Below are 26558 nucleotides of genomic sequence, written 5' to 3'. Positions count from 1 at the left end.
GGCGGCGCCCGGTGCACATCCGGGGCGAGGAGGGCGGGCCATGGTGCAGAAGGCCAAGATCCTCCTGGTCGATGACCGGCCGGAGAATCTGCTGGCGCTGGAGGCCATCCTCTCTGCGCTCGATCAGACACTGGTGCGGGCATCGTCCGGGGAGGAAGCGCTCAAAGCACTGCTCACGGACGACTTCGCGGTCATTCTGCTGGACGTCCAGATGCCAGGCATGGACGGTTTCGAAACCGCGGCACACATCAAGCGGCGGGAGCGGACCCGGGACATCCCGATCATCTTCCTCACCGCCATCAACCACGGCCCGCACCACACCTTCCGGGGGTACGCGGCCGGCGCGGTGGACTACATCTCCAAGCCCTTCGACCCGTGGGTGCTGCGCGCCAAGGTCTCGGTCTTCGTCGAGCTGTACATGAAGAACTGCCAGCTCCGTGAGCAGGCCGCGCTGCTCCGGCTCCAGTTGGAAGGCGGCGGCAAGGGCGCGGTCACGGGCAAGGAGTCCGCGGGGCTGCTCGCCGAGCTGTCGGCGCGCCTCGCGGCCGTCGAGGAGCAGGCCGAGGCGCTGTCCAAGCAGCTGGACGACGAGTCCGCGGACGCGGCGGCGGTGGCCACGGCGGCCCATCTGGAACGCAAACTCACCGGTCTGCGCCGGGCGCTGGACGCCCTCGAACCGGGCACCGCAGGCGGCCCTTCGCCGCTTCCCTCGCAGAACTGACCACGACGGCGGCCCCAGTTGCCCATGAGCGCGCGTCAGTTCCGCGGCCCCGCAAGGGCGACACGAACGGGTGAAGCAGTGGGCACGCGTGTCCCCTGTCGCATCCCCCGGTAATCTCACACCCATGGCCTCACGTCCCTCGGCAGCCAAGAAGCAGCCCCCGAAGAAGGCCGCTCCCTCGAAGGCGCCGGCGAAAAAGGCCGCCGCGAAGAAAGCCCCGGCCAGGAAGGCGCCCGCGAAGAGGGCCGCGGCGAAGAAGGCCGCGCCCGCGCCCAAGCCGGCGCCGAGCCCGACCGGGGGCGTCTACCGCCTGGTGCGCGCCCTCTGGCTCGGTGTCGCGCACGCCGTCGGCGCCGTCTTCCGCGGCATAGGACAGGGAGCCAAGAACCTGGACCCGGCCCACCGCAAGGACGGCGTCGCCCTGCTCCTGCTGGGCATCGCCCTGATCGTCGCCGCCGGCACCTGGGCCGACCTGCGCGGCCCGGTCGGCGACCTGGTGGAGATCCTGGTCACCGGCGCCTTCGGCCGCCTCGACCTGCTGGTGCCGATACTGCTCGCGGTGATCGCCCTGCGGTTCATGCGCCACCCCGAGCAGCCGGAGGCCAACGGCCGGATCGTGATCGGCCTCTCCGCGCTCGTCATCGGCGTGCTCGGCCAGGTCCACATCGCCTGCGGCTCGCCGGCCCGCAGCGACGGCATGCAGGGCATAAGGGACGCCGGCGGCCTCATCGGCTGGGCGGCGGCGACCCCGCTGACGTACACCATGACCGAGGTCCTCGCCGTCCCGCTGCTGGCGCTGCTCACGGTCTTCGGGCTGCTCGTCGTCACCGCCACCCCGGTCAACGCGATCCCGCAGCGGCTGCGCGCGCTCGGCGTCCGCCTCGGACTGCTGCACGACCCCGAACCCGACGAGTACGGCGAGTACGGCGAGTACGGCGACGACGAGCGCTACGACGAACAGTGGCGCGAAGCGCTGCCCCCGCGCTCCCGGGGACGCTCCGGCGCCCCCCAGCACGCCGACCCGGACATCGCCGAGCAGGAGGCCCTCGCCAAGCGCCGGGGCCGCCCGCGCCGCTCCGCCGTGCCGCAGCCCGAGATGGGCCGTCAGATGGACGCCGTGGACGTCGCGGCGGCGGCCGCCGCCGCGCTCGACGGCGCGGTCATGCACGGCATGCCGCCCTCGCCGCTCGTCGCCGACCTCACCCAGGGTGTCAGCGTCGGGGACCGCGAGGAGACCACGCCCACGCCCGTGCCGGCCCCGAGCGGCGGTCCGACCCCGAGCCCGAGCACGAGCCCCGTCCCGGCCGCGCGTCCCAAGCAGGAGAAGCTCGAGATCGAGCAGGTCGTCGCAGACCTGACCAAACCGGCCCCCGAGCAGCCCCGCGACCTGCCGCCGCGCGCCGAGCAGCTCCAGCTCTCCGGCGACATCACCTACTCGCTGCCCTCCCTGGACCTGCTCACCCGGGGCGGGCCGGGCAAGTCGCGCAGCGAGGCCAACGACAAGGTCGTCGCCTCGCTCTCCAACGTCTTCTCCGAGTTCAAGGTGGACGCACGCGTCACCGGCTTCACCCGCGGCCCGACCGTCACCCGGTACGAGGTCGAGCTCGGCCCGGCCGTGAAGGTCGAGCGGATCACCGCCCTCACCAAGAACATCGCGTACGCCGTCGCCAGCCCGGACGTGCGGATCATCAGCCCCATCCCCGGCAAGTCCGCGGTCGGCATCGAGATCCCGAACACCGACCGGGAGATGGTCAACCTCGGTGACGTGCTGCGGCTCGCCGAGTCCGCCGAGGACGACGATCCGATGCTGGTCGCCTTCGGCAAGGACGTCGAGGGCGGCTACGTCATGCACTCGCTGGCGAAGATGCCGCACATGCTCGTCGCCGGCGCCACCGGCTCCGGCAAGTCGTCCTGCATCAACTGCCTGATCACCTCGGTCATGATGCGGGCGACCCCGGAGGACGTCCGGATGGTCCTGGTCGACCCCAAGCGGGTCGAGCTGACCGCCTACGAGGGCATCCCGCACCTGATCACGCCGATCATCACCAACCCGAAGCGGGCCGCCGAGGCACTGCAGTGGGTCGTACGCGAGATGGACCTGCGCTACGACGACCTGGCCGCCTTCGGCTACCGGCACATCGACGACTTCAACGAGGCGGTGCGCAGCGGCAAGCTCAAGACGCCCGAGGGCAGCGAGCGCCAGCTCCAGGCGTACCCGTATCTGCTGGTGATCGTCGACGAGCTCGCCGACCTGATGATGGTCGCCCCGCGCGACGTCGAGGACTCGATCGTCCGGATCACGCAGCTGGCGCGGGCGGCCGGTATCCACCTGGTGCTCGCCACCCAGCGGCCGTCGGTCGACGTCGTCACCGGTCTGATCAAGGCGAACGTGCCCTCCCGGCTCGCCTTCGCCACCTCCTCGCTCGCCGACAGCCGCGTCATCCTCGACCAGCCCGGCGCCGAGAAGCTGATCGGCAAGGGCGACGGCCTCTTCCTGCCGATGGGGGCCAACAAGCCGACCCGTATGCAGGGCGCGTTCGTGACCGAGGCCGAGGTCGCGGCTGTTGTCCAGCACTGCAAGGACCAGATGGCGCCGGTCTTCCGCGACGACGTCACGGTGGGCTCCAAGCAGAAGAAGGAGATCGACGAGGACATCGGCGACGACCTGGACCTGCTGTGCCAGGCTGCCGAGCTGGTCGTCTCCACCCAGTTCGGCTCCACCTCCATGCTCCAGCGCAAGCTGCGGGTGGGCTTCGCCAAGGCGGGCCGGCTCATGGACCTCATGGAGTCGCGCGGGGTGGTCGGGCCGAGCGAGGGGTCCAAGGCGCGTGACGTTCTGGTGAAACCCGATGAGCTGGACGGAGTCCTCGCTGTGATCCGTGGGGAGTCTGAGGGGTAGGTCTGTCCGAGGGCTTCGGGCGCCCGCAGGCCGGAGGAGGCGTGTCGTGATCCACCCGTTAGAGACCGTCGGGCAACCGTTTCCCTTTGACGCACGTCAAGTTGAGCGAGAGGAAAGGTGTGTACCCCAGCCTGGGGCGGACACCCGACCCGTCATCGGGATGTCCGGCCATACCGATGGCGTACAAAGTCCCGCCGCCCGGTTGCCCCACCCTTTCGTACCCCCCATAGACTGAACTTCCAGCACAGGTGGCTACACGCTCGAAAGGCGCCCCCGTGTCCATCGGCAGCAACTCCCCTGAAGACGAGCGTCCGTTCCCAGACGTGTCCGAGGAAAACCGCCCCTCCGTAGGCCGAGCCCTCAAGCAGGCCCGTATCGCCGCCGGGCTGACCGTCGACGAGATCAGCGGGAGCACCCGGGTCCGTATCGTCATCGTGCACGCGATCGAGGCCGACAACTTCGCCCCCTGTGGCGGCGACGTCTACGCCCGCGGGCACATCAGGACCCTCGCCAGGGCCGTCGGCCTCGACCCCGAACCGCTGCTGGCGCAGTTCGCGGCCGAACACGGTGGTGGGCGGCCCGCGCCGACGCCTGCCGCCCCGCTGTTCGAGGCGGAGCGTATCCGCCCCGAGCGTCGCGGCCCCAACTGGACGGCGGCCATGGTCGCGGCGATCGTCGTCGTGATCGGTTTCGTCGGCTTCACCGCCTTCAAGGGCGGCGATGGCGACGACGCCAAGCGGTCGGTCGCCGAGGGGGCCACCCCGACGACCAGCAAGCCGGCCTCGCCGACCCCGAAGGAGAGCAAGCCCGGCAAGGCACCCGCGCCCTCCGACAGCGCGATCGCCGCCGCACCCCAGGACAAGGTCACCGTCCAGGTCAGCGCGGCGAACGGACGCAGCTGGATCTCGGCCAAGGACCACAACGGCCGGATGCTCTTCGACGGGCTGCTGAAGAAGGGCGAATCCAAGACCTTCCAGGACAGCACCAAGATCAACCTGATCCTCGGCGACGCCGGAGCCATCCAGCTCTACGTCAACGGCAAGAAGATCGAGGACCAGTTCCGGCCCGGAGCCGTGGAGCGCCTGACCTACACCAAGGGTGACCCGGAAGTCGGATAACCGTTCGGGCCGAGCACGTACACAAGGGGTTGGCCATGATCGGCCAGCCCCTTCGACGTGGGCTGTCGGCGGGACGAAGTAGTCTTGAGCCCATGCCTGAACGCCGTACCGTCGCACTAGTCACTCTCGGCTGCGCCCGTAACGAGGTGGACTCGGAGGAGCTCGCAGGCCGTTTGGAGGCGGACGGCTGGCAGCTCGTCGAGGACGCCGAGGAAGCGGACGTCGCCGTCGTCAACACCTGTGGATTCGTCGAGGCCGCAAAGAAGGACTCCGTCGACGCCCTCCTCGAGGCCAACGATCTCAAGGGCCACGGCAGAACCCAGGCCGTGGTGGCGGTGGGCTGCATGGCCGAGCGGTACGGCAAGGAACTCGCCGAGGCGCTGCCCGAGGCGGACGGCGTGCTCGGCTTCGACGACTACGCCGACATCTCCGACCGGCTGCAGACCATCCTCAACGGCGGCATCCACGCCTCGCACACCCCGCGCGACCGCCGCAAGCTGCTGCCCATCAGCCCGGCCGAGCGGCAGGAATCCGCCGCGGCGGTCGCATTGCCCGGGCACGGCCCGTCCGACCTCCCGGAGGGCCTGGCGCCCGCCTCCGGCCCCCGCGCGCCCCTGCGCCGCCGGCTGGACGGCTCCCCGGTCGCCTCGGTCAAGCTCGCCTCCGGCTGCGACCGGCGCTGCTCCTTCTGCGCCATCCCCTCCTTCCGCGGCTCCTTCATCTCACGCCGCCCCAGCGACGTGCTGAACGAGACCCGGTGGCTGGCCGAACAGGGTGTCAAGGAGGTCATGCTGGTCTCCGAGAACAACACCTCCTACGGCAAGGACCTGGGCGACATCCGCCTGCTGGAGTCCCTGCTGCCGGAGCTTGCCGAGGTCGACGGCATCGAGCGGGTACGCGTCAGCTACCTCCAGCCGGCCGAGATGCGCCCCGGCCTGATCGACGTCCTCACCTCCACCCCGAACGTCGTGCCCTACTTCGACCTGTCCTTCCAGCACTCCGCTCCGGGCGTGCTGCGGGCCATGCGCCGTTTCGGCGACACCGACCGCTTCCTGGAACTGCTCGACACCATCAGGTCCAAGGCGCCGCAGGCCGGTGTCCGCTCCAACTTCATCGTCGGCTTCCCCGGCGAGTCCGCCTCCGACCTGGCCGAGCTGGAGCGCTTCCTGACCGGCGCACGGCTCGACGCGATCGGCGTCTTCGGGTACTCCGACGAGGAGGGCACCGAAGCCGCGACGTACCAGAACAAGCTGGACGAGGACCTGGTCGCCGAGCGGCTCGCGCGGATCTCCCGGCTCGCCGAGGAACTCGTCTCGCAGCGGGCCGAGGAGCGCGTCGGCGAGACCGTGCACGTCCTGGTGGAGTCCGTCGGCGACGAGGAGGGCGTCCACGGCCGGGCGGCCCACCAGGCCCCGGAGACGGACGGGCAGGTGCTGCTCACGAGCGGCGAAGGACTGCGGGTCGGCCGTATCGTCGAGGCGAAGGTGGTCGGTACCGAGGGTGTCGACCTGGTGGCCGAGCCGCTGCTGGGCTCGCCCGTGTGGAGTGAGGAGGCCGGCAGATGACCGGAGTCCCGGCGTCCGCCGCGGGCGGTTCCTCCGGCGCACAGGGCGCCCGAGGCTCCGCCGCCACCTCCGGCGCCGCTCCGGATCTCTCCGGCCCGCCGAACGCCGGTGTCCACAACGCCGCTGCCGTGGACCTCTCCGGGCCGGGCAACGCCGGTGCCCCGCAGCCCGGCGCCGGGGATTCCGGTTCCCGTGACGGCGAGCGGTCCGTGCGGGGCGGGAAGATCGCCGCCGCGGCTGTCAACCAGGCCAGCCTCTGGAACGTCGCCAATCTGCTGACCATGCTCCGGCTGGTCCTGGTCCCCGGCTTCGTCGCCCTGATGCTGGCCGGCGGCGGATACGACCCGGCCTGGCGCTCGCTCGCCTGGGCCGCGTTCGCCATCGCCATGATCACCGACCTGTTCGACGGCCATCTGGCACGGACCTACGACCTGGTCACCGACTTCGGGAAGATCGCCGACCCCATCGCCGACAAGGCGATCATGGGCGCGGCGCTGATCTGCCTCTCCTCGCTCGGCGATCTCCCCTGGTGGGTGACGATCGTGATCCTCGGCCGGGAACTCGGGATCACCCTGCTTCGTTTCGTGGTCATCCGCTACGGCGTGATCCCGGCCAGCCGCGGCGGCAAGCTCAAGACCCTCACCCAGGGCATCGCCGTGGGGATGTACGTGCTGGCACTGACGGGGTGGCTGGCGACCCTGAGGTTCTGGGTGATGGCAGCGGCCGTCGTTCTGACGGTCCTGACGGGCCTCGACTACGTGAGACAGGCCATTGTGCTGCGACGGCAGGGAATCGCCGAGCGCGCGGCGGCGTTGGAGGAAACAGAAGCGTGAGTTCCACGGCCGCCGAACTGGTGCGACTACTGACGGTGAGGGGGCAGACCCTGGCCGTCGCCGAGTCGCTGACCGGCGGCCTGGTGGCGGCGGAGATCACCACGGTCCCCGGGGCGTCCAAGGCCTTCCGGGGCTCGGTCACCGCCTACGCCACCGAGCTCAAGCACGAGGTGCTGGGAGTCGATGCCACTCTGCTGGCCCAGCGGGGCGCGGTGGATCCGCAGGTCGCGGCCCAGATGGCGGCCGGGGTGCGGAAGGCTCTGGGTGCCGACTGGGGCCTCGCGACCACCGGGGTCGCCGGCCCCGAACCCCAGGACGGCCGCCCGGTCGGCACGGTTTACGTGGCCGTGGACGGCCCCCTCGCGGCCGGTTCCGGTTCCGCCGCTGGCGGAAAAGTGGAGGCCCTGCGGTTGAACGGCGACCGTGCGGAAATTCGTAGAGAGAGTGTACGGAGCGTACTCGCACTGCTTCTGAGGGAGCTTGCGAGCGAACAGACCGGGAATGAGCGGACACAGGATACGGAACAGAACGGGGGGTTTTGATGTTTGCAGCCCTGAGTGAACACGACATCGCTCCCCGCACGGCCGCGGCGCAAGGCGGTACGGTGGGGCGAGAAGGATGCGGCTACGCGGTCCGAGGAGGGAGCCACCGATGATTCTGCTCCGTCGCCTGCTGGGTGACGTGCTGCGTCGGCAGCGCCAGCGCCAGGGCCGTACTCTGCGCGAAGTCTCCTCGTCCGCCCGAGTCTCACTCGGCTATCTCTCCGAGGTGGAGCGGGGGCAGAAGGAGGCTTCCTCCGAGCTGCTCTCCGCCATCTGCGACGCGCTGGACGTACGGATGTCCGAGCTCATGCGGGAAGTGAGCGACGAACTCGCCCTCGCCGAGCTGGCCCAGTCCGCTCAGGCCACCGAGTCCGTGCCCACGTCGGTTCGCCCGATGCTGGGTACCGTTTCGGTGACCGGTGTGCCACCGGAACGGGTGACCATCAAGGCGCCCGCCGAGGCAGTGGACGTGGTCGCCGCGTGACGCCTGTGCGGGCGTAGACCGACGCGGCGCCGACCCGGCGCCGAAGAAGCGTACGAGGCCCCGGCCGGAGCCTCTCCAGGCAGATCTGGAGAGGCGCGGCCGGGGCTTTCGCGTGCCTGCCGACGGGATGCGTCCATTTGCCGGTATCCGGTCGTGCGGTCATGGTGGGAGGACCGACAGGGGGCGAAACGACCGGAGAGACGCATGTACGTCGTGAAGAGCCCGCTGTCCGACGCGGACCTGAAGACCGTGGCCGAGGCGCTCCAGGGCGCCCTCGTCGATCTCGTGGACCTGGCGCTGATCGCCAAGCAGATCCACTGGAACGTGGTCGGCCCCCGCTTCCGCACCGTCCACCTCCAGCTCGACGAGGTCGTCGCCACCGCGCGGACGCACTCCGACACGGTCGCCGAGCGGGCGTCGGCGCTGGGCGTCTCACCGGACGGACGCGCGGTCACGGTGGCCGCCGGCAGTGGCATCGACACGGCCCCGGCGGGCTGGGTCAAGGACTCGGACGCGGTGGGTGCCCTGGTCGACGCGCTGGGCGCGGTGATCACCCGGATGCGGGAGCGGGTCACGGCGACAGCGGAGCCGGACCCGGTCTCCCAGGACATCTTCATCGGGATCACCGCGGACCTGGAGAAACACCACTGGATGTTCCAGGCGGAGAACGCGTAGCAGTGGCCCGGCACCGGCCGTCGGCGGTTGCATCGGTGAGCCCTCAATGCGCCTCCCCGGTGGACCGGGCGGCGTTCTAGCGTCCGGCTGGAGGTGGCGGCCATGATGGGACGGACAGTGCGCTGGGGGGTTGCCCTGGGTTTCGCGGCGGTGTGGTGGTGGGCCGTGCTGCGCATCACCTTCGCCGACGGCGCCGGTGCTCTGGAGGGGACCGTGGCCGCCGGAGGATGGGGGCTGAGCCTGCTGCCGGTGAACTGTGTGCCGCGGACCCGGGCGGCCGGGGCCATGGGCCCGGGGCGGTGGCGGGCCGCCTGGCGGACACCGGGCGCTACCAGGGCATCGCGACCCCTCCGTTCGGGCGCAGGATCTGGCCCGTCGTGAACGAGGAGGCGTCGGACGCCAGATACAGCACGGCGTGCGCGACGTCCGCCGCCTCGCCGACCCGGCCCAGGGGCGACAACCGGGCCATCCACTCCTCCGTCTGCCGCTGCTCCTCGCCGTCGTCGCGCTCTGTCATGGGAGTGCGGGTCCAGCCCGGGGCGACCGCGTTGACGCGGATGCCCTGCCGGCCGACCTCGTTCGCGAGCGTCCTGGTCAGCTGGACCACGGCCGCCTTGGAGGCGCCGTAGCAGAGCAGGCCGGGGCCGCCGGTGTCGATGGCGCCCGACGCCATGGTGATGATGCTGCCTCCGGTCCGGCGGGCGAGCATCAGGCCCGCCGCCTCCTGGCAGGAGTGCAGAACGCCCTTGAAGTTGACGTCCAGCACCCGGTCGAGGTCCTCGTCGGTGGTCTCGAGGACCGGGCTGCGGTGCATGATCCCGGCGATCGCCGCCATGACGTCCAGCCGCTCGCAGGACCGGACCGCCTGCCCCAGCTGCGCCCGGTCGGTGACGTCGACGGTGTGGGTGTGGGCGGTGCCGCCACCGTCCTTGATCATCTTTGCCGTCTCGTCCAGGCCTTCCGTGTTCCGGTCGGCGCAGTGCACGGTCGCACCCGCTTCGGCGAGCAGCACGGCGGAGGCCCGGCCGATACCGCCGGCGGCCCCGGTGACGAATGCGGTGCGTCCGGTGAGGTCGTACGCCTTGAGGGACATGAGGGGACGGTACGAGCGTTTCTGACGGATCGTCAATTCCCTGTGCGGGGGCGGCTTCGCGGGGTGCGGTGGGGACCCGGCGCGGGGGTGGGGCCGGTCTGGCAGGCGGGGCACCAGTAGGTGGGGCGCTCGCGGGAGCCGTCGCCCTGCTCAGCCACGCGGATCGGGGTGTGGCAGCGCAGACAGGGGCGGAATGCGCGGCCGTAGACGAACAGATCCTGGTCGCGCAGGCCCGTGGTCCGGCGGACCGGACGGTCGCGGTTGACCTCCAGGAGCCGCTTGGCGAGCTCTGGGAGTTTCGCGGCGCGGTCGGCGGGGAGCGCGCCGACGGGGAGCCAGGGAGTGGCGCCGATCAGGAAGCAGAGCTCGCTCTTGTACACGTTGCCGATACCGGCGAGGTTGCGCTGGTCGAGCAGGGCCTCGCCGAGTTGCCGGGCGGGGTCGGCGAGCAGGTTGGCGAGGGCGCGGTCGGGATTCCAGTCGGGGCCCAGCAGGTCGGGGCCGAGGTGGCCGACCGCGTGTTCCTCCTCGCCGGTGCGCAGGAACTCAAGGACCTGGAGGCGGTAACCGACGGCCGTGCGGTCGGCGGTGCCGAGGATGGCCCTGATCTGGTGGCCGGGGCCGCCCTTCCAGCGCTCGCCGTTCCCGTAGATCTTCCACGCGCCCTCCATCCGCAGGTGCGTGTGCAGGGTCAGGCCGCCCTCGAAGCGGGTGAGCAGATGTTTGCCGCGCGCGGTGGTGCCGAGCACGGCACGGCCGGTCAGGTCGACGGTGGCGTATGCGGGGACCCGGAAGTCGCTGCGGGTCAGCACCTGGCCGGCGAGTGCGTCGTGCAGGCGCCGGGCGGCCTGCCAGACCGTGTCACCTTCGGGCATGGGTCAAGGGTGACACGGGGGCGTTCGGCATGGGCCGGGAGCGGCGGGGGCGCAGGCGGCGCACCAGGGGGGTGCTGTGCATGTTCCCGCCCGTTCAAGCTCGCAGGCGCAGGCCGCGCGGGGTCGCGATGAAGCCCGCCCCTTCCAGCAGGGCGCCCAGCGGCGAGGTCAGCGCGGTGGCGCCGTTGACGCGCTCCACCGTCACCGTGCCCAGGGTGCCGGCGCGGGCGGCGCCGGCGAGGGCCTCGGCCGCCGTACGCAGCCGGAGGTCGTCGGCCGCGTCCGTGTCCGGGGCGGAGGGCCAGGCCAGCAGGGTCTTGCCGCCGCGCTCCATGTAGAGGGTCAGCTCGCCGTCCACCAGGACGACCAGGGAGCCCGCCTTGCGGCCCGGCTTGTGCCCGGCACCGGTCGGGGGCTCCGGCCAGGGAAGGGCGGCGCCGTAGGCGTTGGCGGGGTCGGCGGCGGCGAGGACCACCGCTCTGGGGTCGGGGTCGACCGTACGGGCGTGCCGGTTTCCGTAGACGTAGGGGTTGGTGGTGCTGCCGCCGCGGGGTCCGCCGTACCCCGGGGCCGCGAAGGGGTCGGCGGGGGCGAGGTCCCTCGGGGAGACGTAGTCCCCGGGGGCGCTGGGCGGCTCGGGGGGCCAGTCGAAGTCGCCGTCCAGGCCCTGGAGATCGGCCTCGTCGATGGGGCCGAGGGGAGTCCCGGCGCCGAAGCCGCCCGGGTGGCCGGGGCCGCCGTGCGCGAAGCCGGCGGACATGTCCCGGGCGCCGTTTGCGAAGGCGGTGCCCGGGAGCGCCTCGCCGCGATCGCGGGCGTTGGAGACCGCGCGCAGCCGGTCCACCGCGCCGTCCATCGCGAACTGGGCCGCGCCGAGCCCCTCGACGACGTAACCCCGGCGCGCCTGCCCGCTGTCCTCGAACGCCGACAGGATGCGGTACACCGCCGAGAAGCCGCCCTCGACGCCCTCCGCGGCGACCGCTCCCCGGGTGACCACGCCGTGCCGGTCGAGCAGGGTGCGGGCCAGGGCGTGGGCGCGCACGGTGGTGTCCGGCTCGCGCTGCGGGAGCAGGGACCAGCGGCCGGCGACGGTCGGCGGCCCGGTACGGGAGGCGGTGCGGGCGGCGGCCGTCAGGGAGCCGTAGCGGCCGCGCGGGACGGTGCGCTTGGCGCGGTGCGCGGTGGCGCCCGCGGTCCGGCCCGAGCCCAGCAGGGAGCGCATCGGCGCCAGCGTGTCGTTGGTGAGCCGACCCGACCAGGCCAGGTCCCAGACCGTGTCGGCCAGTTGGGGGTCGGTGGCGTCGGGATGGGTGGTGGCGCGCACCTGGTCGGCGATCTGACGGAAGAACAGGCCGTAGCCGCCGGAGAGGGTGTCCAGGACGGACTGGTGCAGAGCCGTCAGCTCCAGGGGGTGCGGCGGAGGCAGGAGCAGTGGGGCCGCGTCCGCCATGTACAGCGAGACCCAGCCGTCCTTGCCCGGCAGGGCGCCCGCGCCCGCCCACACGATCTCCCCGGCGGCGGTGAGTTCGTCGAGCATCGAGGGCGTGTAGCCGGCCACCCGGGACGGCAGGACCAGCTTCTCCAGCGCCGACGCCGGCACCGACGCGCCCTGCACCTGCTCGACGGCGCGCACCAGCCCGTCGACGCCGCGCAGCCCGTGCCCCTTGCCGATGTGCTGCCACTGCGGCAGGAACTGGGCGAGCGCGGCCGGTGCCACCGGCTCCAGCTCGTGCCGGAGCGCGGCCAGGGAACGGCGGCGCAGCCTGCGCAGCACGGCCGCGTCGCACCACTCCTGGCCGATGCCCGCCGGATGGAACTCGCCCTGCACCGTCCGCCCGCCCGCGGCCAGCCGCTGCAACGCGCCCTCCGTCACCGCAACCCCGAGCCCGAACCGGGCCGCCGCCGTGGCCGACGTGAACGGGCCGTGTGTGCGCGCGTACCGGGCGAGGAGGTCGCCGAGGGGGTCCTTCACCGGCTCGGTGAACGCCTCCGGGACACCCACCGGCAGCGCGGTGCCGAGGGCGTCGCGCAGCCGGCCCGCGTCCTCGATCGCCGCCCAGTGGCCGGCGCCGGAGATCCGGACCCTGATCGCGCGGCGGGCCCCGGCCAGCTCCTCGGCCCACTGCGGTTCGGCGCCCCGCTCGGCCAGCTCGGCGTCCGTGAGCGGCCCGAGCATCCGCAGCACGTCGGCCACGCCTTCCGGGTCCTTGATCCGCCGGTCCTCGGTGAGCCACTGGAGCTCGCGCTCCAACTCGGTCAGCACGTCCGCGTCGAGCAGCTCGCGCAGCTCCGCCTGGCCCAGCAGCTCCGCCAGCAGCCGGGAGTCCAGGGAGAGCGCGGCCGCGCGGCGTTCGGCGAGCGGCGAGTCGCCCTCGTACAGGAACTGCGCGACGTATCCGAAGAGCAGGGAGCGGGCGAACGGGGACGGCTCCGGGGTGGTGACCTCGACCAGCCGCACCTTGCGGGATTCGAGGTCGCCCATCAGCTCGACGAGCCCGGGGACGTCGAAGACGTCCTGGAGGCACTCGCGGACCGCTTCCAGGACGATCGGGAAGGACCCGAACTCACTCGCCACCTGCAGCAGTTGGGCGGCCCGCTGGCGCTGCTGCCACAACGGGGTGCGCTTGCCGGGACTGCGCCGGGGCAGCAGCAGCGCGCGGGCCGCGCACTCCCGGAAGCGGGAGGCGAACAGGGCCGAGCCGCCCACCTGGTCGGTGACGATCTGGTCGACCTCGCCCTTGTCGAAGACGACGTCCGCCGCGCCGACCGGCGCCTGGTCGGCGTCGAATTCCGTGCCGGCCTGCGTGGGGGCCTGGTCGAGCAGGTCGAGGCCCATCAGATCGGCGTCGGGCAGCCGCAGCACGATGCCGTCGTCGGCGTGCATGACCTGCGCGTCCATGCCGTACCGCTCGGAAAGGCGGGCGCCGAGGGCCAGCGCCCAGGGGGCGTGCACCTGGGCGCCGAAGGGGGAGTGGACGACGACTCGCCAGTCGCCCAGTTCGTCGCGGAAGCGCTCCACGACGATCGTCCGGTCGTCGGGGACGTGGCCGCAGGCCTCGCGCTGTTCGTCGAGGTACGACAGCACGTTGTCCACCGCCCAGGCGTCCAGGCCCGCGGGGAGCAGGCGCAGCCGGGCGTCGTCCTTGGGGAGCGAGCCGACCTCGCGCAGGAACGCGCCCACCGCGCGGCCCAGTTCGAGCGGGCGGCCCAGCTGGTCGCCCTTCCAGAAGGGCAGCCGGCCGGGCACTCCGGGGGCGGGGGAGACCAGGACGCGGTCGCGGGTGATGTCCTCGATGCGCCAGGAACTGGTGCCCAGGGTGAAGACATCACCCACCCGGGACTCGTACACCATCTCCTCGTCCAGCTCGCCGACCCGGCCGCCGCCCTTCTTGGGGTCCGAGCCGGCGAGGAAGACCCCGAAGAGGCCGCGGTCGGGGATCGTGCCGCCGGAGGTGACGGCGAGCCGCTGGGCCCCGGGACGGCCGGTGACCGTGCCCGCGACCCGGTCCCAGACCACCCGGGGGCGCAGCTCCGCGAAGGCGTCGGACGGATAGCGGCCCGCGAGCATGTCGAGGACCGCGGTGAACGCCGACTCCGGGAGCGAGGCGAACGGAGCCGCCCGGCGGACCATGGCGAGCAGGTCGTCGACCTGCCAGGTGTCCAGCGAGGTCATCGCGACCAGCTGCTGTGCCAGCACGTCGAGGGGGTTGGCCGGCACCCTCAGGGACTCGATGGAGCCGGTGCGCATCCGTTCGGTGACCACCGCCGCCTGCACCAGGTCACCCCGGTACTTGGGGAAGACCACGCCGGTGGAGACCGCGCCGACCTGGTGTCCCGCGCGACCGACGCGCTGCAGGCCGGAGGCGACCGAGGGCGGCGACTCGACCTGGACGACGAGGTCCACCGCGCCCATGTCGATGCCCAGTTCAAGGCTGGAGGTGGCCACCACCGCGGGCAGCCGGCCGGCCTTGAGATCCTCCTCGACCAGGGCGCGCTGCTCCTTGGAGACCGAGCCGTGGTGGGCCCGGGCGATGACCGGCGGAGCGCCCTGGGCGGCGCCCGAGCCGCCCATCAGTTCGGCGGGGGAGTGGTGCTCGTCCAGCGGCTCACCGGTCACGCGCTCGTAGGCGATCTCGTTGAGCCGGTTGCACAGCCGCTCCGCGAGCCGGCGCGAGTTGGCGAACACGATGGTCGAGCGGTGGGCCTGCACCAGGTCGGCGATCCGCTCCTCCACCTGCGGCCAGATCGACGGCCGGTCCCCGGCGTCCTTGCCTTCGGTCGCCGGGGAGCCGCCCAGCTCGCCCATGTCCTCCACGGGGACGACGACGGAGAGGTCGAACTCCTTGCCGGACCGGGGCTGGACGATCTCCACCTTGCGGCGCGGCGAGAGATAGCGGGCCACCTCGTCGACCGGGCGGACCGTCGCCGACAGGCCGATGCGGCGGGCCGGCTTCGGCAGCAGCTCGTCCAGCCGCTCCAGGGAGAGCGCGAGATGCGCGCCGCGCTTGGTGCCGGCGACCGCGTGCACCTCGTCCAGGATCACCGTCTCGATGCCGGTCAGCGCGTCGCGCGTGGCCGACGTCAGCATCAGGAACAGCGACTCCGGGGTGGTGATCAGGATGTCCGGCGGCCGGGTGGACAGGGCACGGCGCTCGGCGGCCGGGGTGTCGCCGGAGCGGATGCCGACCTTGATCTCCGGCTCGGGCAGCCCGAGCCGGACGGACTCCTGGCGGATGCCGGTCAGCGGACTGCGCAGGTTCCGCTCGACGTCGACCGCGAGGGCCTTCAGGGGTGACACGTACAGCACCCGGCAGCGCTTCCTCGGGTCGGCCGGGGGCGGGGCCGAGGCCAGCTGGTCCAGGGCGGCGAGGAAGGCGGCCAGCGTCTTGCCCGAGCCGGTCGGGGCGACCACCAGCACGTCCGAGCCCTCCCCGATGGCCTGCCACGCGCCCGCCTGGGCCGCGGTGGGCGCGGAAAACGCCCCCGTGAACCAGCCGCGGGTCGCGGGGGAGAAGCCGTCGAGGGCTCGGTGCGCGGATTTCGCCATGCGTCCATCCTGCACCCGGCCACTGACAGCCGGCTCTGACCTGTGGAGACGCGGGAGGTGCGGGCCGTGGCGGATGGGGGGTGGGGAGAGGACGCGGAGCCCCGGAGCCGGGTGGCCGGGCGAAGCGGGAGCCGAGGTGCGGGGCGAGGGCGCTGGGGTGCGGCGGAGCGGTCGACAATGGGGGCATGACGGGATCGGACGAGCGGGCGCGGCACTGGCGGTACGAGGCGCTGCCCGACGTCGATCTGCTGCGTGCCCGGTATGTCCGGAAGACCTTCGTCCGGCACACCCACGAGCACTTCGTGATCGCCGGGATCGCGGACGGTGTGGAGGTCTTCCGGCACCGGGGATCCGACGTGACCGTCGGCGCCGGGGCGCTCGCCCTCGTCAACCCCGACACCGCGCACACCGGCCGGGCCGGGGTCCCCGAGGGCTGGCGGTACGGGGCGGTCTACCCGTCCCCGGAACTGGTGGCGGCGATCGCCACGGAGACCACCGCGCTGCGGGGCACCCCCGGCTTCGTCAGCCCGATGCTCGACGACCCCTACTGCGTCGCCCTGGTGCACCGGGTGCTGCGCGCCGCCGACGAGGGCAACGCGCTCGCCGCCGACACCCTGCTGCGGGTCGTGGTGACCCGGCTGCTGCGCACGAACGGCGGCCCGCTGCCGCAGCGGAAGGTCCGCACCGCCGGCACCCTGCTCGCCGCACGCGCGCGTACCGTGCTGGAGGAGCGGATGGCCGAGCCGCCGACCCTGGAGCGGCTCGCCACCGACCTCGGCACCAGCCCCTTCGCACTGCTCCGGGCGTTCCGCGACGCCTACGGCATGCCTCCGCACACCTGGCTGACCGACGCCCGGGTGCGCCGCGCCCGGCTGCTGCTGGACGCGGGCACCGCACCCGCCGAGGCGGCCGTCACCGTCGGCTTCACCGACCAGCCGCACCTCAACCGGCACTTCGCCCGGATCGTCGGCGTCCCGCCGGGTGCCTACCAGCGCGAGCGCGGATCCGGGGCGCGTCCGCGCGGGCGCAAGAACGTACAAGACGCGCGGGACGGCGGTACGTAGCGTCCTGGGCGTGGCACAGCAGACAGCACTCGCAGACATACGGGACGAAGGCGAGCCGAAACCGGACTCCGCCGTCGTCCGGGACGCCCTCGGGGTCGGCGTCGCCGTAGGACTCTCCGGGTTCGCCTTCGGGGTGACCTCCGCCGGCAGCGGGCTCGGCCTGCTCCAGACCTGCGCACTCAGCCTCCTGGTCTTCACCGGCGCCTCCCAGTTCGCCCTGGTCGGGGCGCTCGCGGCCGGCGGCAACCCGCTCACCGCGGCCGCCGGCGCCTTCTTCCTGGGGATACGCAACGCCTTCTACGGCCTGCGGCTGTCACAGGTGCTGGCCCTTCCGGGCGCGCTGCGGCCACTTGCCGCCCAGTGGGTGATCGACGAGACCACCGCGGTGACACTCGCCCAGCCGACACGACGCGCCGCGCGGATCGGCTTCACCGTCACCGGACTCAGCCTGTACGTGCTGTGGAACCTCACCACCCTGCTCGGCGCACTCGGCGCCAAGGCGGTCGGCGACACCGACGCCTTGGGCCTGGACGCGGCCGGACCCGCCGTGTTCCTGGCGCTGCTCGCCCCCATGCTGAAGGCCACCACCGACCGCGCGGTCGCCGCCCTCGCGGTGCTGCTGGGGCTCGGGCTGCTGCCCGTGCTGCCCGCCGGGGTGCCGGTCCTGGCCGCCGCGCTGGCGGCACCGGCCGCCCTGTACGTCTCAGGCCGCCGGTCCGGTCGTACCCGTGACGTCGCTTCCGAGGAGACCCGTTGAACGCCTGGATCGCGATCGGCGCGACCGTCCTCGGCTGCTACGCCGTCAAGCTCGCCGGCCTGCTGGTACCCGCGGACGTCCTGGAGCGGCCGGTGGTGCGGCGGCTCGCCGCACTGCTGCCGGTGGCACTGCTCGCCGCGCTCACGGCCCAGCAGACGTTCGCCGACGGGCACACGCTCGTGCTGGACGCCCGGGCCGCGGGGCTCGGGGCCGCCGCCGTGGCGCTGGTGCTGCGCGCGCCCTTCCTGGTCGTCGTCGGCGCGGCCGTGCTGGTGACGGCGGGGGTACGGGCCCTCGCGGGCTGAGCACGCGCGCGTGAGACGCGTCACCCCAGGAAGAGGACCGTCACCCCACGAAGTGGCCGTACGCCTTGAGTGTGCGCAGTGCCTCGATCGTCACCATCGGGCGGGCCTCCTGGGTGACGGCCGGCGTCCACTGGAGCCAGCCGATCGGCCAGCCGCCGTCCTCCTGCTGCCCGGCGGCGAGATGGTCCAGCGAGCGCGCCATCTCCTCGTCGGTGAACCACGCCCGCGCGAGCGAGTGCGGGGACTTCGCGAAGTCGTGCGGGAAGTGGTGCTCGCCGGGGGCGTAGCCGGGCGCCACCGGGTACGCGTCCAGGTGCTCCGGGTCCAGCGCGGCCAGCCGGTGCTCGCGCACCAGGCGGCCCAGCCGGTCGGCGGCGGCCTCCGCGCGGGCACGGTCGGGCACCGCGTCCAGGAAGGCGACCGCGGCCTGGACCTCGTAGGGATGCGACTTCTCCAGGGAGTCCACGGCCTCCCAGCAGAAGTCGGTGGCCCGGAAGAGCCAGGCGTGCCACACCTCGTTGCGGTGCAGCAGCCCCACCACCGGCCCGGTGGCGAGAAGCTCGCTCGGCGGGTCGTCGGTGATCGGGACGAACGGGGCGGCGGGATAGCCCCGCTGGCTCGGACGGACCGCCGGGAGCGCGCCGTCCGCGGTGGAGACGGACGTCAGATAGCGGCACACCCGTTCCGCCCGCTGGCCGCCGCAGCGCCCCAGGGCGTCCAGGACGGCGAGCGCGTGCGCGGTGTGCAGCGGCTGGCTCACCGGACCGCGCAGGTCGGGCTCCAGGGCGTGCCCGTACCCGCCGTCCTCGTTGCGATAGGCGTCCAGCGCCGTCTCCACGGGATCGGGGTCGCCGTTCAGGAAGTGGTGGGCGAACAGGCGCTGCTCCAGCACGCGCGCGGTGAGCCACATGAACTGTTCGGCGCGGAAGAGCGGGGAGTGCGCCGGGGGCGTAGGGGGGAGCGGGGACGCTCCGGTTTCGGCCATGCGTCAGACCGTAGGGCGGAAAGCGGTCTCGGCAAGCGGTCACGGGCAGGGCCCACTCTCAGGGGCGGGATACTGGTGTCATGCGGTTGACGGTCTTCTGGCAGCGGATGGCGGAACACTTCGGTTCCGGGTACGCCGAAACGTTCGCACGTGATCATGTGATGACGGAGCTCGGCGGACTCACGGTGCACGAGGCGCTGGACGCCGGCTGGGAGGCCAAGGAAGTGTGGCGCGTGGTCTGCACGGTCATGAACGTTCCCGGGGAGAAGCGCTGAACGTGCACAAAGATCGGATACGGGCCACGCGTTGTCAGTGGCGTCGGCGAGACTTGCACCGTGGCACCCACTGACGACGACGGGCGGACCGCCCAGGACGCATCCCCGGCAGACACGACGCCGCCCGCCGGACCCCCGGCCGCCGGCGCCGCGCTGCGCGGTGCCCGCATGCCGCGCTGGCTGCCGCGCGCCATGGTGCTGGCACTCGCCCTCATCGCCGCCTTCCAGCTGGGCAGCTGGGCCTTCCACCAGCTGACCGGCCTGCTGATCAACATCCTCATCGCGTTCTTCCTGGCGCTCGCCATCGAGCCCGCGGTGAGCTGGATGGCCTCCCGTCGCATGCGCCGCGGACTCGCGACCTTCCTGGTCTTCCTGGGCCTGGCCATCGTCACCGCGGGATTCGTCACGCTGCTCGGCTCGATGCTGGCCGGCCAGATCATCAAGATCGTCGAAGACTTCCCGGACTACCTGGACTCGGTCATCAACTGGGTCAACCACACCTTCCACACCGACGTGAAGCGGGTCGACGTCCAGGAAGGCCTGCTGCACTCCGACTGGCTGCGCAAGTACGCGCAGAACAGCGCGGCCGGGGTGCTCGACGTCTCCGGACAGGTGCTCGGCGGCCTCTTCCAGCTGCTGACGATCACCCTGTTCGCCTTCTACTTCGCCGCCGACGGCCCCCGGCTCCGCCGCACCCTGTGTTCCGTGCTGCCGCCCGCCCGCCAGGCCGAGGTGCTGCGTGCCTGGGAGATCGCCGTCGACAAGACCGGCGGCTATCTGTACTCGCGCGGGGTGATGGCGCTGATCTCCGGCATCGCCCACTACATCCTGCTGGAGGCCCTGGGCGTGCCGTACGCGCCCGTGCTCGGTGTCTGGGTGGGCCTGGTCTCGCAGTTCATCCCCACCATCGGAACCTATCTCGCGGGCGCGCTGCCGATGCTGATCGCGTTCACCGTCAATCCCCTGTACGCGGTGTGGGTGCTGGTGTTCGTCGTGATCTACCAGCAGTTCGAGAACTACATGCTCCAGCCCAAGCTGACCTCCAAGTCCGTCGACATCCACCCGGCGGTCGCCTTCGGCTCGGTCATCGCGGGCACCGCGCTCCTCGGCGCCGTCGGCGCCCTGATCGCGATCCCGGCGGTCGCCACGCTCCAGGCCTTCCTGGGTGCCTACGTGAAGCGGTACGACGTCACGGACGACCCCCGGGTGAACGGCCGCCCCCGACGCGCCCCGGCCGGCCCCGGGCTGCTCACGCGCGTGCGGCACGCGATATGGCAGCGGCCGGCCGAGGACTCCCGGGAGGGCTCGGCCTGACGGCCGCCGCGGTCAGCGGCCGCCACCGCGATCGGTGACGGCTCGCCGTGGCCGGTGACCGCCACCGCGATGGGTGATGGCCCGCCGTGGTCAGTAGGTGAGCACCGCCCACACCCCGGCGGCGGCCACGGCGGCCGCGTAGCAGCCCACCGCCGTGGCCACGATCCGCCACCTGACCTGTTCGCTCCAGGACGTGCGGGACAGCAGCCAGGCCAGCGCGGGCAGGACCAGCACGGCGTGCAGACTGACCCCGTGCAGCGGCTTGAGCGGGGCCGTCGAGCCGTACGCCGCCTCCTGGTGGCCGGTCCGGACGAGCAGCACCCCGCGCGCGATCATCGCGGCCCCCGAGGCCAGCGCCACGAGCAGGACCGTGAACCCGGAGCGCACGGCGAGCGCCATGCCCTCGGGACCGGCCGGCCGACGCCGGAACGACACCACGGCGAAGACGGTGAGCAGCACCACCAGGACCCCGCCGCCCACCGCGAGGGTCATCGACACCGCCGTGTCGAACGGCGTCTCCATGTCCAGGTGCGAGGGCACCCGGCGCCACGTCTGCAGGGTGATCCCGCCGACCTCCACCACACAGTCCGCCGCGAACACCACGAGCAGCACGGTCCGCAGCCGCTCGCCGATCCTCAGGTACGAGGTGACCCAGGTGACCGCGATCAGCGTCAGCCCGAAGGAGAGCCCGAACGTGACCGGCTTGCGCCAGGAGACCGGGCCGTACCAGGGGCCGCCGTCGACCGCGAACACCACCAGGTGCACCAGGCCGGAGAAGACGAGCAGCACACCGGTGGCATGACACAGACGCTCGGCGGGGCGGACCCCGCGCGGGCGGCTCGCCGGCGGGTCGCGGGGCGGGCTCTCCAGGGAGGGCGGACTTTCCAGGGGTGAGGGCATGCGACCACCCTCCCGGAGGCCGGCCGCGCGGTCGTCGTCCGGCCGAAGACAGCGGCCGTACGCCGTGAGGAGCAGGCGGGCGGAGGAATCAGGAGACCGTGGCGGCCGGCGGGGTCCACCGCCGGGTGCGGGGCACCGCGCCCGGCACGCCGTAGTCCTTCCTGAGGTGCTCCGGGATCGCGTAGTGCATGACGCGGCCACGGGTGAGGGAGGACAGTTCGAAGACGGCCGTGAGATGGCCGAGGCGGTCCAGGGCCCAGGCGCCCAGCGGTGAGCGGTCCTCGATGGTCTCCAGAACGCCGAGAAGGTGCGGTACGGCCTTCACCACGGTGTCCCACGGCGTGCGCGGCACCTCCAGCCAGTCCGCGCAGGTGTCGCCGACGAGATGGCGGACGAGGGCCGGGACGATCGGGTCGAAGAAGGTGCCGGGGACGACCTCCTCGTAGAGTTCGATGAGCTGCCGGGTCAGGTGGACGCCCTCTTCGGAGGGACCCATGTACCGGATCATGTACAGGTCCAGGAAGCCGCGGGCCTCGTCGAGGGTCTTGGGAACGGCCTCCTGGTCGACGCCGAGCATGGCGCCGACCACCCGCCACGCGTAGTAGTAGGCCTCCGCGCCCTCCGTGGACAGATGGATGCCCAGCCGGTGCAGGCTGTCGAGGACCAGCAGCGAGAAGAACATCTGCCCGCCGATCATGTCCTCCTGGCAGATGGGCGTGCCCAGCGCCTCGGTGTCCCAGCGGTTCTCGCGCTTGAGGTGGTGCCGGATGGAGGCGTGCAGCAGGCGCACCTTCTGGGCGGCGGGGACGAAGCGGCCGCCGGCCTCGAAGGCGTCGGGCTGCATCAGGTAGACGGTGAACTGGCCGGTCTCCGCCATGCGTTTCGACGGGTACGCGAGCCCGTGGGTGGCCGACAGCAGCTTCGCCACGCGCGGGACGACGTAACAGGCGGGCATGGAGGCGAAGGAGAGCGCGGTCGCGATGTGCACGTTGTTGTCGATGAAGAACAGCCGGGCCTTCTCCATCTCGCCCCAGTCCACCCACGACGGCGGGACCCGGGTGGCCTCCAGGTACTCCCGCGCGACGTCGGGCAGCCCGTCCGGCAGGGGAGCGCCGGCGGTGGAGACGTAGCGCATCAGGGTGTTGAACGTGCCCACCTCCCCGCGCTCGAAGAGTGCGGCGACCGTGGCGTCGGCGAGTTCGTCACCGGCGTGCCGCAGGGCGTCCAACGATGCCTCGGTGTGGGTCACGCGGGGCTCCTTGTCTTCACGGGTCTTTTCGCGGGTCTCGTCGTGGCTGACCTGGCGGTGGGGGGCGGGGTGTCAGGACAGGCGGACCGCCGCCGAGTGGGCCAGCGCGGTCAGGGCCCCCGTGGCGGGGGCCGGTACGGCCAGTGAACGGAGGGCGTCGAGCGCTTCCGCGACCCGCGCGCCGATCATGTGCTCGATCCGGTCGGGCGCTCCGAGCCGGCACATCACCTCGCGGACCGTGTCCAGACCCTCCGCACCCAGGTCGCCCCGGCCGAGCAACGCGCCGAGCCGCTCCCGGTCCTCGGCGCGGGCGAGCCGCCAGGTCTCCGCCAGCAGCGCGGTGGGCCGGTGGCCGCGCACGTCGTCGGCGTTGGCCTTCCCGGTGTGCTCCGGTTCCCCGAACAGGCCGAGCAGGTCGTCGCGGAGCTGGAACGCCTCGCCCAGCGGCAGCCCGTACGCGGAGTACCCCGCCCGCAGCCGCTCACCGGCCCCGGCCAGGGCACCGCCGATCAGCAGGGGCTGTTCGACGGTGTACTTGGCGGTCTTGTAACGGATCACCTTCAGCGAGGCGTCCGTGTCCGGACCGGTGCCGGTGCGCAGGATCTCCAGGCACTCGCCCGCGATCAGCTCCCGGGCCAGCAGCGACCACAGGGGCCGGCCCCGGGCGAGATAGGCGGCGGGCAGGCCGCAGGTCGCGAACAACTGCCCGGCCAGCGACATCAGCAGATCGCCCACGAGCATCGCCAGCGACCGCGCGGTGCCGTCGGCACCCGGCCGAGCCGGTACGGCGGTCCGCAGGGCGACATGTGCCGTGGGGCGTCCGTGCCGCAACGGGCTGTCGTCGATGAGGTCGTCGTGGACGACGGCGGCGGCGTGCACCAGCTCCATGGAGGCAGCCGCCCGCACCAGCGCGTCGCTGTCCGGCTGCCCCACCGCACGCCAGCCCCAATAGCAGAACGCCGCCCGCAGCCGTTTGCCGTCCGCGACCGCCGCTTCCAGCTGCCCGGCCACCGGGCCCAGCAGCGGATCGATCGCCGCGAACAGGTCGGCCTCCTGGGCGACGAATTGGTGCAGTACCTCGTCGACGCGGTTCTTGAAGGCGGTCGGATCCCAGCGGTCAGTCGACATCGGCGGTCCGCCGGGCGAGGGCGTGCCGGGCGAGGATCTCCAGATGGGCCGGGGGAACGGTCGCGTACCGGTCCAGCACCAGGCGTCCGCGCGCGGTGAGGTCGTGCTCGGCCTCCGCCGCCAGCGCGCCGGCGTCGGAGCGGCGCAGCAGCCCCCGTACCGTGCCGACGGCGGTGCCCAGCGTGCTCACCGCCAGATCGGCCAGTCCCGCCGCCAGCAGTACGGCCTGTTCGTCCGGGCCGGGTCGTCCCGTCTCACGTGTCATGCGCTCTCCCACCCACGCCACACAGGGGCGCCGCCTGTCGGCCGCCTCTTCGAGGATCGCGGCACGAGGGGGCCGGACATGCGGAAACTCGCGATCGGGTGAACCCTCGCCCGGCAGTGCGGATTGCCGTGGCGGGTGGCCCGGACACCTCACGGAGGCGGTCCGGCGTGGCCGGTGTGCGGTGGGTGAGTGCCGTGCGGGGAAGTACAGGAGTACCGCGTGGTGCGCTTGACACGAAAATCGAACATCCATTCTTATGGAGGCTCCGGCGAGGTTCTCGACGGGGGGTCCGAGTGGCGGTCCGGCATGGTCCGGGCGGGTTTGTCCCTGAGTTGTCCACAGGCCGGACCGGCGTCGGGGCGCATTGTCAGTGGCAGGCGTTAGCGTCTTTGACGTGAAGCGATCGACTCAAGCAAACCGGGTGGAACCCATGGCAGGTACCGACCGCGAGAAGGCTCTCGAAGCCGCACTCGCACAGATTGAACGGCAGTTCGGCAAGGGCGCGGTCATGCGCATGGGTGACCGGACGAAGGAGCCCATCGAGGTCATCTCGACCGGGTCGACCGCGCTCGACGTCGCCCTCGGCGTCGGCGGCCTGCCGCGCGGCCGGGTCGTGGAGATCTACGGACCGGAGTCCTCCGGTAAGACGACCCTGACCCTGCACGCCGTGGCCAACGCGCAGAAGGCGGGCGGTCAGGTCGCGTTCGTGGACGCGGAGCACGCCCTCGACCCCGAGTACGCGCAGAAGCTCGGCGTCGACATCGACAACCTGATCCTCTCCCAGCCCGACAACGGCGAGCAGGCCCTGGAGATCGTGGACATGCTGGTCCGCTCCGGCGCCCTCGACCTCATCGTCATCGACTCCGTCGCGGCGCTCGTCCCGCGTGCGGAGATCGAGGGCGAGATGGGCGACAGCCACGTCGGTCTCCAGGCCCGCCTGATGAGCCAGGCGCTGCGGAAGATCACCAGCGCGCTCAACCAGTCCAAGACCACCGCGATCTTCATCAACCAGCTCCGCGAGAAGATCGGCGTGATGTTCGGCTCCCCGGAGACCACGACCGGTGGCCGCGCGCTGAAGTTCTACGCCTCGGTGCGGCTCGACATCCGCCGCATCGAGACCCTGAAGGACGGCACGGACGCGGTCGGCAACCGCACCCGCGTCAAGGTCGTCAAGAACAAGGTGGCCCCGCCCTTCAAGCAGGCCGAGTTCGACATCCTCTACGGCCAGGGCATCAGCCGCGAGGGCGGCCTGATCGACATGGGCGTGGAGAACGGCTTCGTCCGCAAGGCCGGTGCCTGGTACACGTACGAGGGCGACCAGCTCGGCCAGGGCAAGGAGAACGCGCGCAACTTCCTCAAGGACAACCCCGACCTGGCCGACGAGATCGAGAAGAAGATCAAGGAGAAGCTGGGCGTCGGTGTCCGCCCGGAGGCGCCCGCCGCAGAGCCGGGCGCGGACGCGGCGGTCGTCACCGCGGCCACGGGCGACGCGGCGAAGACGGTGCCCGCCCCGGCCGCCGCCAAGGTCACCAAGCCCAAGGCCGCCGCCGCCAAGAGCTGACGCCGTGACACGACGAACCGACTGGGCCGACCACGAGTACATGTCCCCCGGTGCCCCACGGGGGAGGGGCACCGGGGACGGCTCCGGGGCCTACGGCGCAGGCGGCGACAGGTACGGGGACGCGACACGGGGGATCGATGGCTCGTACGGGCGTGACGGCTCGTACGAGGACGACGGCCCGCCCGACTCGTACGGCGCGTACGAGAACGGCACGCACGACGGCCCGGACGGGCCTCGCGGACACGGATCACCCGGCCGTGGCGCGCGGCGGCCCGGGACGCGCCGTCGGCGTGGCTCCGGGGAGCCGTCAGGTGAGGACGGGGGTTCCTCCTCCTTGTCGAGGGCCGAGCAGGGGGAGCCACCGGCGGACCCGGTTGAGCGGGCGCGGGCGATCTGTCTGCGCCTGCTCACCGGGAGCCCGCGCACCCGGAAACAGCTCGCGGACGCCCTGCGCAAGCGGGAGATCCCGGACGACGTCGCCGAGGAGGTGCTGTCGCGGTTCGAGGAGGTCGGGCTGATCAACGACAGCGCGTTCGCGGACGCGTGGGTGGAGTCCCGGCATCATGGCCGCGGGCTGGCCCGGCGCGCGCTCGCGCAGGAACTGCGGACCAAGGGCGTCGACTCGACTCTCATCGACGAGGCCGTCGGCCGGCTCGACTCCGAGCAGGAGGAGGAGACGGCCCGCGAACTCGTCGCCCGGAAGCTCCGCTCCACCCGCGGTCTCGACCGCGACAAACGCCTCCGCCGCCTCGCCGGCATGCTCGCCCGCAAGGGATACCCCGAGGGCATGGCTCTCAGAGTGGTCCGGCGGGCTCTGGAGGAGGAGGGCGAGGACACGGATGTCCTTGAGGGCGGGGACTTCTGACGGGCGGTTCGGACCGCCCCGCTGAGTGCGGGGCGGTG

Annotated in this window: 23 protein-coding genes; 15 read left to right on the top strand and 8 right to left on the bottom strand. The window is 72.3% G+C overall.

Annotated features, from left to right (window positions below):
* The first annotated feature begins 40 nt into the window (after positions 1 to 40).
* From ACFXI4_RS21580 to ACFXI4_RS21545, 8 genes are all read left to right on the top strand, one after another.
* The gene (locus ACFXI4_RS21580) at positions 41 to 721 is read left to right on the top strand and encodes a response regulator (protein ID WP_362718118.1); all 681 of its coding nucleotides are present in this window, start codon (positions 41 to 43) and stop codon (positions 719 to 721) included.
* 124 nt (positions 722 to 845) lie between these two features.
* Positions 846 to 3620: a DNA translocase FtsK gene (locus tag ACFXI4_RS21575; RefSeq protein WP_384993226.1), complete on the top strand. Its 2775-nt coding sequence runs from the start codon at positions 846 to 848 to the stop codon at positions 3618 to 3620.
* Positions 3621 to 3895: 275 nt separating this feature from the next.
* Positions 3896 to 4738 carry a helix-turn-helix domain-containing protein gene (locus tag ACFXI4_RS21570; RefSeq protein WP_362726713.1) on the top strand — a complete coding sequence of 281 codons (843 nt, stop codon included), beginning with the start codon at positions 3896 to 3898 and terminating at the stop codon, positions 4736 to 4738.
* A 92-nt stretch (positions 4739 to 4830) separates the two neighbouring features.
* Positions 4831 to 6303, top strand: a complete 1473-nt coding sequence (gene rimO, locus ACFXI4_RS21565) for a 30S ribosomal protein S12 methylthiotransferase RimO (protein ID WP_384993223.1) — start codon at positions 4831 to 4833, stop codon at positions 6301 to 6303.
* Entirely contained in the window at positions 6300 to 7136 is an 837-nt protein-coding gene (pgsA, locus tag ACFXI4_RS21560; RefSeq protein WP_362722049.1) for a CDP-diacylglycerol--glycerol-3-phosphate 3-phosphatidyltransferase, read from the top strand. The genes rimO and pgsA overlap by 4 nt, the downstream gene beginning before the upstream one ends.
* Entirely contained in the window at positions 7133 to 7678 is a 546-nt protein-coding gene (locus ACFXI4_RS21555; protein WP_362722046.1) for a CinA family protein, read from the top strand. Before pgsA ends, ACFXI4_RS21555 begins: the two co-directional genes overlap by 4 nt.
* A gap of 109 nt (positions 7679 to 7787) precedes the next feature.
* Entirely contained in the window at positions 7788 to 8162 is a 375-nt protein-coding gene (locus tag ACFXI4_RS21550; protein ID WP_046730366.1) for a helix-turn-helix domain-containing protein, read from the top strand.
* A 204-nt stretch (positions 8163 to 8366) separates the two neighbouring features.
* Positions 8367 to 8837 carry a Dps family protein gene (locus tag ACFXI4_RS21545; RefSeq protein ID WP_384993220.1) on the top strand — a complete coding sequence of 157 codons (471 nt, stop codon included), beginning with the start codon at positions 8367 to 8369 and terminating at the stop codon, positions 8835 to 8837.
* Positions 8838 to 9165: 328 nt separating this feature from the next.
* Here ACFXI4_RS21545 and ACFXI4_RS21540 read toward each other — a convergent pair whose 3' ends face one another.
* From ACFXI4_RS21540 to ACFXI4_RS21530, 3 genes are all read right to left on the bottom strand, one after another.
* Entirely contained in the window at positions 9166 to 9930 is a 765-nt protein-coding gene (locus tag ACFXI4_RS21540) for an SDR family NAD(P)-dependent oxidoreductase (protein WP_384993217.1), read from the bottom strand.
* Positions 9931 to 9962: 32 nt separating this feature from the next.
* Complete coding sequence (locus tag ACFXI4_RS21535) at positions 9963 to 10805, bottom strand: Fpg/Nei family DNA glycosylase (RefSeq protein WP_384993214.1); 843 nt, start codon at positions 10803 to 10805, stop codon at positions 9963 to 9965.
* 94 nt (positions 10806 to 10899) lie between these two features.
* Entirely contained in the window at positions 10900 to 15852 is a 4953-nt protein-coding gene (locus tag ACFXI4_RS21530) for an ATP-dependent helicase (RefSeq protein ID WP_384993211.1), read from the bottom strand.
* A gap of 185 nt (positions 15853 to 16037) precedes the next feature.
* Here ACFXI4_RS21530 and ACFXI4_RS21525 point away from each other — a divergent pair, with 185 nt between their 5' ends.
* Genes ACFXI4_RS21525 through ACFXI4_RS21515 form a run of 3 tightly spaced genes read left to right on the top strand, consistent with a single transcriptional unit; the run spans position 16038 to position 17978 of the window.
* Complete coding sequence (locus ACFXI4_RS21525) at positions 16038 to 16916, top strand: AraC family ligand binding domain-containing protein (protein ID WP_384993208.1); 879 nt, start codon at positions 16038 to 16040, stop codon at positions 16914 to 16916.
* Between the two features lie 10 nt (positions 16917 to 16926).
* Complete coding sequence (locus ACFXI4_RS21520) at positions 16927 to 17673, top strand: AzlC family ABC transporter permease (RefSeq protein ID WP_384993205.1); 747 nt, start codon at positions 16927 to 16929, stop codon at positions 17671 to 17673.
* The gene (locus ACFXI4_RS21515; RefSeq protein ID WP_384993202.1) at positions 17670 to 17978 is read left to right on the top strand and encodes an AzlD domain-containing protein; all 309 of its coding nucleotides are present in this window, start codon (positions 17670 to 17672) and stop codon (positions 17976 to 17978) included. The genes ACFXI4_RS21520 and ACFXI4_RS21515 overlap by 4 nt, the downstream gene beginning before the upstream one ends.
* Positions 17979 to 18018: 40 nt before the next feature.
* On the opposite strand, the gene ACFXI4_RS21510 is transcribed toward ACFXI4_RS21515, so the two are convergent.
* Entirely contained in the window at positions 18019 to 18963 is a 945-nt protein-coding gene (locus ACFXI4_RS21510) for a hypothetical protein (RefSeq protein ID WP_384993200.1), read from the bottom strand.
* An 80-nt stretch (positions 18964 to 19043) separates the two neighbouring features.
* On the opposite strand from ACFXI4_RS21510, the gene ACFXI4_RS21505 reads away from it, so the two are divergent.
* Positions 19044 to 19238 carry a DUF3046 domain-containing protein gene (locus ACFXI4_RS21505; RefSeq protein WP_362728827.1) on the top strand — a complete coding sequence of 65 codons (195 nt, stop codon included), beginning with the start codon at positions 19044 to 19046 and terminating at the stop codon, positions 19236 to 19238.
* A 60-nt stretch (positions 19239 to 19298) separates the two neighbouring features.
* Positions 19299 to 20552 carry an AI-2E family transporter gene (locus ACFXI4_RS21500; protein ID WP_384993197.1) on the top strand — a complete coding sequence of 418 codons (1254 nt, stop codon included), beginning with the start codon at positions 19299 to 19301 and terminating at the stop codon, positions 20550 to 20552.
* Positions 20553 to 20642: 90 nt separating this feature from the next.
* Here ACFXI4_RS21500 and ACFXI4_RS21495 read toward each other — a convergent pair whose 3' ends face one another.
* The 4 genes from ACFXI4_RS21495 to ACFXI4_RS21480 form a co-directional block, all read right to left on the bottom strand.
* A complete protein-coding gene (locus ACFXI4_RS21495; RefSeq protein ID WP_384993194.1) occupies positions 20643 to 21452 on the bottom strand; it encodes a hypothetical protein in 810 nt (269 codons plus the stop codon).
* A gap of 88 nt (positions 21453 to 21540) precedes the next feature.
* Positions 21541 to 22701 (bottom strand): oxygenase MpaB family protein, encoded by a 1161-nt coding sequence (locus ACFXI4_RS21490; RefSeq protein ID WP_362720684.1) that lies wholly within the window; start codon positions 22699 to 22701, stop codon positions 21541 to 21543.
* A 72-nt stretch (positions 22702 to 22773) separates the two neighbouring features.
* Positions 22774 to 23829, bottom strand: coding sequence for a polyprenyl synthetase family protein (locus ACFXI4_RS21485; protein WP_384993191.1), 1056 nt, complete (start codon positions 23827 to 23829; stop codon positions 22774 to 22776).
* The gene (locus ACFXI4_RS21480) at positions 23819 to 24094 is read right to left on the bottom strand and encodes a polyprenyl synthetase (protein WP_384993188.1); all 276 of its coding nucleotides are present in this window, start codon (positions 24092 to 24094) and stop codon (positions 23819 to 23821) included. The genes ACFXI4_RS21485 and ACFXI4_RS21480 overlap by 11 nt, the downstream gene beginning before the upstream one ends.
* 430 nt (positions 24095 to 24524) lie before the next feature.
* On the opposite strand from ACFXI4_RS21480, the gene recA reads away from it, so the two are divergent.
* Together recA and recX are read left to right on the top strand one after the other, a co-directional pair.
* The gene (gene recA / locus ACFXI4_RS21475; protein WP_384993185.1) at positions 24525 to 25655 is read left to right on the top strand and encodes a recombinase RecA; all 1131 of its coding nucleotides are present in this window, start codon (positions 24525 to 24527) and stop codon (positions 25653 to 25655) included.
* A gap of 4 nt (positions 25656 to 25659) precedes the next feature.
* On the top strand, positions 25660 to 26520 hold the full coding sequence (gene recX / locus ACFXI4_RS21470) for a recombination regulator RecX (protein WP_384993182.1): 861 nt from the start codon (positions 25660 to 25662) through the stop codon (positions 26518 to 26520).
* The last annotated feature ends 38 nt before the right edge of the window (positions 26521 to 26558 follow it).

It is taken from the genome of Streptomyces sp. NPDC059224 (genome assembly GCF_042754285.1).
Classification (GTDB): Bacteria; Actinomycetota; Actinomycetes; order Streptomycetales; family Streptomycetaceae; genus Streptomyces.
The sequence above is the reverse complement of the archived record's forward strand: the minus strand, read 5'-3'. Positions and strand labels throughout refer to the sequence as shown.